Raw genomic sequence first — 12113 nt, forward strand, 5'->3', positions numbered from 1 at the left:
GCGCCGCCGGATCGCTGACGCTGACAGCCGGCGCCGGATCGATCGATCCGACACCCCGACCTGCCATGCTTGTCGTATTCATATTTTTCGTATCCGCCTGATTCGATAGAGCACCGCGCGCGGCCTCCGGCTCGATCAGACGCCCGGCGGCGCACGCGAAGTCACTCACCCCTTTCCGTCCGGCCGGCAACCGTTTTTTCCGGATTTCCGGAAAAAACCGGCCACTCGCCGAGCGACCCCGGCATCGAATTAATCGATCGAATTTTCCTGACGATTTTCCTCGCCCGATGCCTCACCAACTAGCCCCATCTCGTCATTTCGCGGCGCATCTTGTATATCTAAAAATTCCGCGAATTATGACGCCTTCATTACCCTCGTGCCCGTGATTCTTTTGTTACCGCCATCTCATTATCCGGGAATACCATTATTCAATGTGACATTGGATATTGGCTACCCGAAGAATCGGCGGCGACTGCCATTTCGATGGCAGCGGGAAGCGTTCAAAGAACCGATTCCAGCCGCGCTGGGGCTAGTGTGCCGACATTTGTCCAAACAAACCTTTTCCGTAGCGGAAAAATACTTTTCCGTAGCGGACGGCATTTACATTCATACATATTTGCAGGAAATCCGATTTTTCCGTAAACATGAATACCCACCGGCATTACGTCGAATTCAGTCGACCGACAAGGAATTGGATAATTCATTTACGCGGCCTCCAGCAAATTTCGACACCGCAAGCGCCAATTCATCAGACGGGCCATTTTCATCCATGAAATCATTAAACCGGAAATAACGACTGTAACTTTACGAATCGATTCGGCACATTTTTCCGATTCATTTTCCGGGAAAGCGGGCCACACAGCCACGCACCTTGCGATGCCCCTGCGACAAGCCCACACGCGCCGCACGGAATCCCACCTTCGACGCTGTTGCCGACATATAATTTTTTGCAACAATCGTACAGATTGCGATGCCTCCGACCTGACAGGCCACTCCCCTCCCAACGCGTTCGCAACCATGTCATCCCGCTTGTCCAGCTCGGCGTCGCCACGCACCACGCCGGATCTCGCCGGCGCCCACATCCTCATCGTCGACGACCGCCCGAACGACCTGCGGCTCCTGACCGAAATCCTGCGCACCGCGCAGTGCCGGATCAGCGTCGCGTTCGACGGGCTGCAGGCCTATCACCGTGCGCAGGCCATCGCGCCCGATCTGATCCTGATGGACGTGCGCATGCCGCGCATGGACGGTTTCGCCGCGAGCCGGCTGCTGGCGTCCACCCCGTCGACGCAATCCATTCCGGTGATCATCCTGACGGCCGCCGGCGATCTCGAGGACCGCATCGCGGGGCTCGAAACGGGGGCGATCGACTACATCGTCAAGCCGTTCGAACCGGCGGAAGTCATCGCGCGAATCCGCAATCACCTGAAGCGCGTGCGACGCAGCCAGCCGTTCGCGCACCTGCCCGACTTGCCCGACAACCGCGACGCGGCGCTCGTGCGCGCGGCAAGCGACGTGCTGCTGCGCGACCTGCGCCATCCGCCGGCCCTCGAGGAGCTCGCGAAGCAGGTCGGCACGCACGAAAAACGGCTGTCGCGCGCGTTCCGCGACCATCTCGGCCAGACCGTATTCGAGTACCTGCGCGACACGCGGCTGCGCGCCGCGATGCATTTCCTGTCGGAAACGTCGATGGGGATCGGCGACATCGCCGAGGAAATCGGCTTTTCCACCCCCGGCAATTTCGCGACGGCGTTCCGCGAACGCTTCGGCGTCACGCCGTCCGACTGGCGGCGCCAGCGCCACGCGGTCGACGCGCCGGCCGCACCGGGGGGGCGCCACGGCGATGCATAGGCACTGCGCGGCATGGGCGGCGGGATGTCGCACGTTGCTCCTGCTTCTGGCGGCGCTGGCCGTCACGTGCGCGACGGTCCGTGCCGCAACGGCGCCGAATCCCGCGCAACTCGAAGCCGTATCGGTTTTCGAAGACGCCGGCACGACGCTGTCCGTCGACGCGGTCGCCGCCCAGCTCGCCGAGCCGTCGCGTCGTGCAGCCGCCACGGCCCGCACTGCATTCAACGTGACGTTTTCGCGCTCGGCCTGGTGGGTCCAGGCGACGCTGATCAACCGCGACGGCGACACGCGTGCGCTGGTGCTGGCGATTCGCGACGCGCGCGTCGACCGGGCCGATTTCTACGTCGACCGGCACGGTCAATGGACGCTCAAGCGCAGCTTCCCGACCGACCGCGGCGACGCGCGCGACGCGCCGTCGCGCTACCCGACCCTCGACGTCACGCTGCGCGCGGGCGAACAACTCCCGGTACTGATCCGCATCACGTCGCGCAAGGAAATGCGCCTTGCGCCGGTCGCGTTCACTCGCGACGCGTGGATCGCGCAGGAATTGCACGCGTCGATGTGGAACTTCGGCTTCTTCGGCGGGCTGCTCGCACTCGTGTGGTGTGCGCTGCTGATCGGCTTTTTCTCGCGCAGCGGCGTGTTCCACGTGCTGGCCGCACTGGCCCTGAACACCGCGCTGTTCGAAGCGGCGTACCGCGGCTATCTCGCGATGCTTCTGTCGCCCGGCGCGCGCGAGTGGTCGACGCGCGGCGAAACGATCTTCGCGTACCTGTCGATCGCGTGCTTCATCGCCTTCATCCTGATGGTCGCGCATCGCGAGAAGGCGAAGATGCCGATGCGCGCGGTGTACGTGGCGTTTCTCGCGCTCGAATGCGTGGGGATAGCCGGTGCGGCGTTCGGCGATCTGGCGACCTTCGCGTGGTTCTGCCTGTGGCTGAACACCGTGCTCGCGATGGTGAACATCAGCCTGGCGCTGATGCTCGTGATCCGGCGCACGCCGACGGCCCGCGTGATGCTGATCGCGGTCGCGTTCGCGACGTTCAACATGCTGATCCGCATGCTCGACGGCCGCGACGCATTGCCGCCCGTGCTGTCGTGGATCCGGTCCGACGTCTATCCGAACCCCGTCATCGCGATCATCGGGCTCGCGACGCACCTGCTGGTGCTGGCCGCGTGGATTCACCACGTGGGCCGTCAGCGCACCGAGGCACGCAAGCGGCTCGAACACTGGCAGCTCACCGAGCAGGATCGGCTGCGCGACGAGGTCGCGCGGCGCACGGTCGCGCTCAACGATGCGTTGCAGCAGTCGAAAACGCACATGCAGCAGAAGATCGAGACGCTCGGCTACGTCAGCCACGACCTGCGCGCGCCGCTGTCGACGATCAACGGCTATGCGAAGCTGCTGCTGCAAGGCGCGACGCGCAGCCAGGCGCGGCTGATCCGGTCGATCGACCGCAGCATCCGCTACCAGCTCGCGCTGATCGACGAATTGCTCGCGTTCACGAAGGCCGAACTCCAGCCGCTCGGCGTCGCGCCCGACCGCACCGACCTGCCCGGGCTGCTGGACGACATCGGCCACTACGCGCTCGCGCTGTGCGCGCAGCAGGACAACCGGTTCGTCTACCGGCCCGTCACGTCGCTGCCGCGCACGGTGCTGATCGACGGCATCCGGCTGCAACAGGTGCTGCTGAACCTGCTGTCCAACGCATCGAAATTCACGCGCAACGGCACGGTCACGCTGTCGGTTCACGCGTCGCGCGAAGGCGATGCATGGCGCCTGCTGTTCGAGGTCGCCGATACGGGCATCGGCATCGACATCACCGCGACCACCGACATCTTCCGCGCGTACCAGCAGGTGCAGGCGGTCAACGGCGGCACCGGGCTCGGCCTGTTCATCGCGCAGCGCATCGTCGCGGCGATGGGCGGCGAGCTGGCCGTCGCAAGCCAGCCGGGGAGCGGCACGACGTTCTCGTTCGCGGTCGCCGCGCCAGCCCTCGGCCATGCGCTCGCGCCGGTGTCGGGGCTCGTCGGGCGGTTTCATCCCGCCGACGAAGCGGAACCGGCCGGCGCGGCGCCTGCGATGCGCAGCCCGCCCGCCGATGCGCTCGCCGAGCTGATCGTACTCGCCGGCGAAGGCCGGCTGACCGATATCGAGGAATGGCTCGGCCAGTATGCGGACGAGCCGGACCATGCGTCGTTCGTGCAGGAAATGCGCGAGCACCTCGATGCGCTGGACCTGCACGCGATCGAGAAACTGGCCGACTCGCTGAAACGCACGCGCGTCGCCGATACGCCGTTCGACACCGAGGCGGACGCGGCCGGCCCGACCTGACGGCGCCGCGCCGCGCGCATCGTTCCACCGCGGTTCGCCCGCGCGGCCGAACGGCCCGCTACGATCGCCGCATCGTCGATACCAGCGCGATGTCCTCTTCGGGCGGCGCCGGCCGCGCGGGCGCATGCGTCGGCCGCTGCGCGCCGAGCCCCGTGCCGCCGGTGCGGCGCCGCGCCGCGTGCCGCTCGATGACCCGCTGCAGCACGCAGAACACGCACAGCAGCGCGCCGATCACGATCCGCGTCCACCACGAGCTCAGCGTGCCGTCGAACGTGATCAGCACCTGAATCGTGCCGAGGATGCCGACCCCGAACACCGAGCCGATCACGTAGCCCACGCCGCCCGTCAGCAGCGTCCCGCCGATCACGGTCGCGGCGATCGCGTCGAGCTCCATTCCCTGCGCCTGCAGCCCGTAGCCCGACAGCACGTACAGCGTGAACACCACGCCGCCGAGCGCCGAACAGAAGCCGCTCAGCGCGTAGACGCCGATCTTCGTGCGCGCGACCGGCAAGCCCATCAGCAATGCCGAACGTTCGTTGCCGCCGACCGCATAGACGTTGCGGCCGAAGCGCGTGAAATGCGCGACGTAGATCGCGACGGCCAGCGTCGCGAGCGCGATCAGCGCACCGGCGCTCAGCGTGCCGCCGCCGACCGGCACGCTGATGCCCGCAATCGCATGGAACGCCGGCTCGTTGATCGTGATCGACTGCGTCGTGATCAGGAAGCACGCGCCGCGCGCGAGAAACATCCCGGCGAGCGTGACGATGAACGGCTGCAACCGGAAATAGTGGATCAGCGCGCCCATCGCCGCGCCGTACAGCGCGCCGAACGCGAGCGCGAGCGGCACGATCGCCCACACGGGCCAGTGCAGCCGTTCGGCGCCGACCGCGCAGAAGATCGTTGTCAGCGCAACGACCGAGCCGACCGACAGGTCGATGCCGCCCGACACGATCACGAACGTCATCCCGATCGCGACGATCAGCAGGAAGGCATTGTCGACGAGCAGCCCGGTCAGCACCTGCATCGAGAAAAAACCCGTGTACATCACGGACCCGAAGCCGAACAGCGCGACGAACAGCACGATCGTCACGACGATCGGCAACGTGCGCGGATCGGCGAGCCGGCCAAGGAAACGATTCATCGCGGCGTTGCTCCGGTGGGGGTGGTGCGCGATCGCGCGGAAGGCAGCAGCCGCGACGCATGCCGGACGAGCAGCGCACGCGCCGCGTCCGACTGGATCAGCGTCACGACGATCACGACGACCGCCTTGACGACGAGCGTCGCCTCCGGCGGCACGCCGATCGAATAGGTCGTGTAGGTGAGCGTCTGGATGATCAGCGCGCCGAGCACGGAGCCCGCGAGACTGAAGCGGCCGCCGAGCAGCGACGTGCCGCCGAGCGTGACCGCGAGGATCGCGTCGAGTTCGAGCAGCAGCCCCGCGTTGTTGCCGTCGGCGCTGCGCACGTTCGAGCTCGCGAGGATGCCCGCGAGCGCCGACATCACGCCCGAGCACAGATACACGCCGAACACGACCGCGCCCGAGCGCAGCCCGACGAGCCGCGTCGCGACCGGATTCACGCCGATCGCGCGAATGAACAGCCCGAGCGCCGTGCGGTTCACCAGCAGCGCGGTCGCGCCGATCGTCGCGAGCGCGATCCACACCGCGCACGGCACGGTCGCGAGATAGCCGCCGCCGAGCGCGAGGTAGCCCGGCGCGCCGATCGGGATGATCTGGCCGCCCGTCAGCAGTTGCGCGACGCCGCGCCCGGCCACCATCAGGATCAGCGTCGCGATGATCGGCTGCATCCCGACGAACGCGACGAGCAGCCCGTTCCACGCACCGGCCAGCAGCCCGACGCCGAGCGCGGCGGCCAGCGCCGCGCCGACCCGCGACGGGTCGGCCTCCAGCACGGTCGCGGCCGCCGCGCCGGCGATCGCGACGATCGCGCCGACCGAGATGTCGATCCCGCGCGTCGCGATCACGAGCGTCATCCCGAGCGACACGATCACGAGCGGCGCCGCGCGGTTCAGGATGTCGATCGGCGCGCCGAACAGATGGCCGTCGAGCAGCGCGATCGACAGGAAGCCCGGACGATGCGCGACGTCCAGCGCGAACAGCAGCGCGAGCGTCAGCACCGGCCACGCGAGCGAATGACGAAACAGCGTGCGTAACCACGTCATGACTGGCCTCCCGCGATCAACCGGTAAACCCGCTCCTCGGATGCGTCGGCGCCGGACAGCTCCGCGACCTTGCGCCGGTCGCGCAGCACAGCGATCCGGTGGCTCACCCGCACGACCTCGCCGATCTCCGACGAGATGAACAGGATCGCGAGCCCCTGCGCGCACAGCGCGAGCACGCGCTCCATGATGTCGAACTTCGCGGCGACGTCGATGCCGCGCGTCGGCTCGTCGAGAATCAGCAGCTTCGGGTCCGTCGCGAGCCAGCGCGCGAGCAGCACCTTCTGCTGGTTGCCGCCCGACAGCAGCCCGATCGGCTGCTCCGCGTCGCGCGCCTTGATGCCGAGCCGGGCGATATACGTGTCGGCGATCTCGCGCTGGCGCGCGCGCCCGATCAGCCGCCACCAGCCGCGCCGCGCCTGCAGCGCGAGGACGATGTTCTCGCGGATCGACAGCGCGGCGACGATGCCCTCCTTCTTGCGGTCTTCCGGGCAGTACGCGATGCCGTTGCGCACCGCATCGTGCGGCGACGCGAGCCGCTTGCGCGCGCCGTCGATCTCGATCGCGCCGGTATCCGGGCGCGCCGCGGCGAACGCCAGCTGCGCGGTTTCGGTGCGGCCCGAGCCGAGCAGTCCGGCCAGCCCGACGATCTCGCCGGGGCGCACGTCGAGATCGAGCGCGCTCATCATCCCGCGCCGGCCGACCTGCTGCATCGACAGGAACGGCGCGGCGGTCGCGGCGGTGCGCTCGACCGCAGCCGCGCCGGCCTGCAGCGTGTCGGACATGCGCTCGCGGCCGGTCATCTTCGCGACCAGCGCGTCGACCGGTAGGTCGCGCGCGAGGTACTCGCCTTCGCGCTCGCCGTTGCGCATCACGGTGATTCGGTCGGACACCGCATAGGTCTGCTCGAGAAAATGCGTGACGAACAGAATCGCGATGCCCGACGCCTTCAGCCGGCGCAACACGTCGAACAACCGCGCGACCTCGCCGTCGTCGAGGCTCGAGGTCGGCTCGTCGAGAATCAGCACGCGCGCGTCGACCGACACCGCACGCGCGATCGCGACCATCTGCTGCACCGCGATCGGATACGCGTCGAGCGAGCGCGTGACGTCGAGCGACAGGTCGAGTTCGGCAAGCGCCGCCCGCGCGCGCGCATGGATCGTGTTCCAGTCGATCGCGCCGCGCCGCATCGGCTGCCGGCCCGCGAAGATGTTCTCCGCGACCGACAGGTTCGCGCACAGGTTCACTTCCTGATACAGCGTCTGAATGCCGGCCGCCTCGGCCTCGCGCGGCGCGGCAAAGCGCACGGGCCGGCCGCCGACGCGAATCTCGCCCGCATCGTGCGCATGCACGCCGGTGAGCACGTTGATCAGCGTCGACTTGCCCGCGCCGTTCTGGCCCATCAGCGCGTGGATCTCGCCCGGAAACAGCCGGAAGTCCACGCGCTGCAGCGCGCTGACGCCCGGAAACGACTTGTCGATGCCGATCATCTCGACCACCGGCGCACTCTCCATGCATCCTCCGTCGAAGCGTCGCCGGACGGCGGCCGTCAGGCCGCCGCCCGTGCGGACAGGTCAGTACTTGCGGGTCGGCAGCACCTGCGCCGCGACATTCATCGGGAACACCGTCTCGTTGGTCACGATGCGCTTGGGCAACTGCTTGCCGGCGACGACGTCCTTCACCGCGCTCATCAGTTGCGGGCCGAGCAGCGGACTGCATTCGACGTCGACGTTGATCTTGCCCGCGATCATCGCCTGGAAGCCGCCCTTGGTCGCGTCGAACGACACGACGCTCACGTCCTTGCCGGGCTTGATCCCGGCCTCTTCCATCGCCTGGATCGCGCCGAGCGCCATGTCGTCGTTGTGCGCGTAGACGACGTTGATCTGCTTGCCGTAGGTCTTCGCGAACGCTTCCATCACCTGCTTGCCGCCGGCGAGCGTGAAGTCGCCGCTCTGCGACGCGATCACCTTGAATTTCGGGTTGTTCCTGATCACTTCGAGCAGGCCCGCGCGGCGGTCGTTGGCCGGCGCGGAGCCGACCGTGCCCTGCAGCTCGACGATGTTGATCGGGCCCGCGTCGTTCTTGTAACGCTCTTCCATCCAGTGGCCGGCGCGCCGCCCTTCCTCGAGAAAGTCGGAGCCGATCATCGTCACGTACAGCGACGGGTCCTTCACGTCGACCGCGCGGTCGGTCAGGATCACCGGGATATGCGCGGCCTTCGCTTCGGTCAGCACCGGCTCCCAGCCCGATTCGACGACCGGCGAGAACGCGATCACGTCGACCTTCTGCGCGATGAACGAGCGGATCGCGCGAATCTGGTTCTCCTGCTTCTGCTGCGCGTCGGAAAACTTCAGGTTGATGCCGGCGTCCTTCGCCGCGCTCTTCACCGATACGGTGTTCGCGGTGCGCCATGCGCTTTCGGCGCCGACCTGCGAGAACCCGAGCGTGATCGGCTTTTGCTGCGCGTGCGCGCCGGTGGCCAACACCGCCGTCGCCGCGACGATCGCGGTGGCCGCCAGCTTCCTGATGAATGTCATGGTCCGTCTCCGATGATGTCGTTGTGTGCCGCGGCGCTGTTGTGTTTCTACGTGGCGCTGGCGCGGATCGGGCGGCGCCGGCCGGCGTGTCCGGTCGGCGCGGTATACAAGCCCCGCATCAGTCTAGGAACAAGTCCGATAACCTTCCAATGAAATATTGGATTGAGGCGATACCGGAATCGGCATACGTATAAACACCTAACCCCGGATCGGCCGCGCGCGTGCGGCGCACGGTTCTTGCTCCGTCGCGCTGGCGGTTCGCACCCCATGCCGGGCGCCCGCTCTTCACGCGAACCGAAAGGAGACGAGCATGATCGCCGCCCATGAGCGCGGGTCGCCGCGCACCGACGTCGCCGCCGGCCGGCGGTCGTCGACATGAAGCAGCCCGCTTCGAGCGCCGTCGCGGCGCTGCGCCATGTCGACGACCGCCGCCCGGGCTACACGCGCCGGCGGCTTCGCAACGGCTTCGCGTATTACGGGCCGGACGGCGTGCGGGTTCGCGATGCCGACGAAATCGCCCGCATCGACGCGCTCGCGATTCCGCCCGCGTACACCGACGTCTGGATTTGCATGGACCCCCTCGGCCATCTGCAGGCAACGGGCCGCGACGCGCGCGGCCGCAAGCAGTATCGCTATCACCCGCAGTGGCGCGCGACCCGCGACGCGAACAAGTACGCGCGGATGGCCGCGTTCGCGCGGGCGCTGCCGCGCATCCGCGCGCGCGTCGCGCGCGATCTGGCATTGCCGGGCATGCCGCGCGACAAGGTCGTGGCGACGATCGTCCGCTTGCTCGATACGACGCTCGCGCGGATCGGCAACGCGGAATATGCGCGCGAAAACGGCTCGTACGGGCTGACGACGCTGCGCAAGCGCCATTTGAAGATCCAGCCCGGCCAGGTGCGGCTGCGCTTCGCCGGCAAGAGCGGGATCGAGCACGACGTGACGGTCGACGACGCGCGGGTCGCGCGCATCGTGCGGCGCTGCGCGGAGCTGCCCGGCCACGAGCTGTTCCAGTATGTGGACGACGACGGCGTCCGCCATCCGGTCGGGTCGTCCGACGTGAACGACTATCTGCGCGAGGCCGGCGGCGCCGATTTCACCGCGAAGGATTACCGGACCTGGGCCGGCAGCGTGCACGCGCTCGCATTGCTGCGCCGCGTGGAGCACCGCGGCGTCACGCATGCCCGCAAGCAGATCGTCGAGACCGTGCGCGCGGTGGCCGACCTGCTGCGCAACACGCCGGCCGTGTGCCGGCGCTGCTACATCCACCCGGCCGTGCTCGATGCGTTCGAGGCGGGCACGCTCGCCGCGCTCGCGGTCCGGCGAACGCCGCGCGGCCTGCGGGCGGACGAAGCGGCGTTCGTCGCATTGCTGGTATCCGCGCGCCGGCGAATGGCGAAATGACTGGCGAGACGACCGCCCCCGGCGCGCGTGCGACCGATGGGGCGCCCTCGACGCCGCGCCTCCGGCGTGTCGTTTACCACCGGTTTCCGGGCGCATGACCGATAGCCGCTCGCACCCGTTTCTCTAAACTGGTTCGCACAACACACCTGCCCGGTGTCGTCCGCTGCGCGCGTCACGCCACCGGCATCGAGGCATCCCCGAGACATCCGCCTTCGCTGTCCGTCGGTCCGCACGACCCCGCCGCATTCCCGCCGGCCGGTTGCCAAGGCAATTCCAGGAGAGTTCATTGAGCCCGTCGCAAGCGCACTCCGCGAAAGCCCGGTCTTCGCGCCAGTCCGTCAAGCTGGACGACATCACGATCGTCGACCCTGCCGTCCTCAAGCGCGCGGTCGGCGCCATGGCGTTCGGCAATGCGATGGAATGGTTCGACTTCGGCGTCTACAGCTATATCGCCGTCACGCTCGGCAAGGTGTTCTTCCCGTCCAGCAGCCCGTCCGCGCAGTTGCTCGCCACCTTCGGCACGTTCGCGGCCGCGTTCCTCGTGCGTCCGCTCGGCGGCATGGTGTTCGGCCCGCTCGGCGACCGCATCGGCCGCCAGCGCGTGCTCGCCGCCACGATGATCATGATGGCCGTCGGCACCTTCGCGATCGGCCTGATCCCCAGCTACGCGTCCATCGGCATCATGGCGCCCGTGCTGCTGCTCGTCGCCCGCCTCGTGCAGGGCTTCTCCACCGGCGGCGAGTACGGCGGCGCCGCCACCTTCATCGCCGAGTTCTCGACCGACAAGCGCCGCGGCTTCATGGGCAGCTTCCTCGAATTCGGCACGTTGATCGGCTATACGCTCGGCGCGGCCACGGTCGCGCTGTTGACGGCCACGCTGTCGGAGGACGCGCTGCTGTCGTGGGGCTGGCGCGTGCCGTTCTTCATCGCCGGCCCGCTCGGCCTCGTGGGCCTCTACGTGCGGCTCAAGCTCGAGGAAACCCCGGCATTCAGGAAGGAGGCCGAAGCACGCGAGGCGGACGAACGCGCGCGGCCGAAGCAGCGCTTCGCGACGCTGCTCGTCGAACAGTGGAGGCCGCTGCTGCAATGCGTCGGCCTCGTGCTGATCTTCAACGTGACCGACTACATGGCGCTGTCGTACCTGCCGAGCTACCTGTCGGCGACGCTGCACGTTCGCGAATCGCACGGGCTCTTCATGGTGCTGCTCGTGATGGTGCTGATGATGCCGATGACGCTGTACGCCGGGCACCTGTCGGACAAGGTCGGCCGCAAGCCGGTGATGATGGCCGGCTGCGTGGGCCTGCTTGCGCTGTCGGTGCCGGCGCTGATGCTGATCCGCACCGGCGGCATGCTGCCGATCTTCGGCGGGATGCTGATCTACGGCGTCCTGCTGTCGACGTTCACGGGCGTGATGCCGTCGGCGCTGCCTGCCCTCTTTCCGACGCGCATTCGCTACGGCGCGCTCGCGATCGGCTTCAACGTGTCGGTGTCGCTGTTCGGCGGCACGACGCCGCTCGTCGCCGCATGGCTGGTCGATCGCACCGGCGACCTGATGATGCCCGCGTACTACCTGATGGGCGCGTCGTTCATCGGCATCGTGTCGGTGCTCGCGCTGCGCGAGACTGCGCGCCAGCCGCTGCCCGGCTCCGGGCCGTGCGTGGCGAGCCGCGCGGAAGCGCTGAGCCTCGTGCGCAGCGGTGCCGACGAAGCGCGGGTGCGCGACCGGAAGTTCACGCCGGTCGGCGAGCGCGCATGACGCGAGTCGATGCGACGCCGCGCGGCCTGCGCGCGTCGCCGTTCGCGTGACC

Annotated in this window: 8 protein-coding genes; 4 read left to right on the forward strand and 4 right to left on the reverse strand. The window is 67.9% G+C overall.

Annotated elements, in window-relative coordinates:
• The first annotated feature begins 1017 nt into the window (after window positions 1-1017).
• Window positions 1018-1851, forward strand: a complete 834-nt coding sequence (locus WS54_RS31780; protein WP_034208986.1) for a response regulator transcription factor — start codon at window positions 1018-1020, stop codon at window positions 1849-1851.
• On the forward strand, window positions 1844-4186 hold the full coding sequence (locus WS54_RS31785; RefSeq protein ID WP_059780683.1) for a sensor histidine kinase: 2343 nt from the start codon (window positions 1844-1846) through the stop codon (window positions 4184-4186). The genes WS54_RS31780 and WS54_RS31785 overlap by 8 nt, the downstream gene beginning before the upstream one ends.
• Before the next feature lie 58 nt (window positions 4187-4244).
• Here WS54_RS31785 and yjfF read toward each other — a convergent pair whose 3' ends face one another.
• The 4 genes from yjfF to WS54_RS31805 are packed head-to-tail and all read right to left on the reverse strand — an operon-like array spanning window position 4245 to window position 8901.
• On the reverse strand, window positions 4245-5327 hold the full coding sequence (yjfF, locus tag WS54_RS31790; RefSeq protein ID WP_059780682.1) for a galactofuranose ABC transporter, permease protein YjfF: 1083 nt from the start codon (window positions 5325-5327) through the stop codon (window positions 4245-4247).
• Window positions 5324-6367 (reverse strand): ABC transporter permease, encoded by a 1044-nt coding sequence (locus WS54_RS31795; protein ID WP_059780681.1) that lies wholly within the window; start codon window positions 6365-6367, stop codon window positions 5324-5326. The genes yjfF and WS54_RS31795 overlap by 4 nt, the downstream gene beginning before the upstream one ends.
• Window positions 6364-7878: a sugar ABC transporter ATP-binding protein gene (locus tag WS54_RS31800; RefSeq protein ID WP_059780680.1), complete on the reverse strand. Its 1515-nt coding sequence runs from the start codon at window positions 7876-7878 to the stop codon at window positions 6364-6366. The genes WS54_RS31795 and WS54_RS31800 overlap by 4 nt, the downstream gene beginning before the upstream one ends.
• A 60-nt stretch (window positions 7879-7938) precedes the next feature.
• Window positions 7939-8901, reverse strand: a complete 963-nt coding sequence (locus WS54_RS31805; protein WP_059780679.1) for an ABC transporter substrate-binding protein — start codon at window positions 8899-8901, stop codon at window positions 7939-7941.
• Between the two features lie 375 nt (window positions 8902-9276).
• Between WS54_RS31805 and WS54_RS31810 the strand changes: the two genes are divergently transcribed.
• Together WS54_RS31810 and proP are read left to right on the forward strand one after the other, a co-directional pair.
• Window positions 9277-10305 (forward strand): DNA topoisomerase IB, encoded by a 1029-nt coding sequence (locus WS54_RS31810; protein WP_059780678.1) that lies wholly within the window; start codon window positions 9277-9279, stop codon window positions 10303-10305.
• Window positions 10306-10591: 286 nt separating this feature from the next.
• Complete coding sequence (proP, locus tag WS54_RS31815) at window positions 10592-12061, forward strand: glycine betaine/L-proline transporter ProP (RefSeq protein ID WP_059780677.1); 1470 nt, start codon at window positions 10592-10594, stop codon at window positions 12059-12061.
• Window positions 12062-12113 lie beyond the last annotated feature (52 nt).

Origin of the sequence: Burkholderia sp. NRF60-BP8 (assembly GCF_001522585.2) — a bacterium.
Taxonomy (GTDB): domain Bacteria; phylum Pseudomonadota; class Gammaproteobacteria; order Burkholderiales; family Burkholderiaceae; genus Burkholderia.

What these genes read in the sequence shown, in the direction of transcription:
- WS54_RS31780 (WP_034208986.1), top strand. Translation starts at nt 1,018, where the DNA reads ATGTCATCCCGCTTGTCCAGCTCGGCGTCGCCACGCACCACGCCGGAT.
- WS54_RS31785 (WP_059780683.1), top strand. Translation starts at nt 1,844, where the DNA reads ATGCATAGGCACTGCGCGGCATGGGCGGCGGGATGTCGCACGTTGCTC.
- yjfF (WP_059780682.1), bottom strand. Translation starts at nt 5,327, where the DNA reads ATGAATCGTTTCCTTGGCCGGCTCGCCGATCCGCGCACGTTGCCGATC.
- WS54_RS31795 (WP_059780681.1), bottom strand. Translation starts at nt 6,367, where the DNA reads ATGACGTGGTTACGCACGCTGTTTCGTCATTCGCTCGCGTGGCCGGTG.
- WS54_RS31800 (WP_059780680.1), bottom strand. Translation starts at nt 7,878, where the DNA reads ATGGAGAGTGCGCCGGTGGTCGAGATGATCGGCATCGACAAGTCGTTT.
- WS54_RS31805 (WP_059780679.1), bottom strand. Translation starts at nt 8,901, where the DNA reads ATGACATTCATCAGGAAGCTGGCGGCCACCGCGATCGTCGCGGCGACG.
- WS54_RS31810 (WP_059780678.1), top strand. Translation starts at nt 9,277, where the DNA reads ATGAAGCAGCCCGCTTCGAGCGCCGTCGCGGCGCTGCGCCATGTCGAC.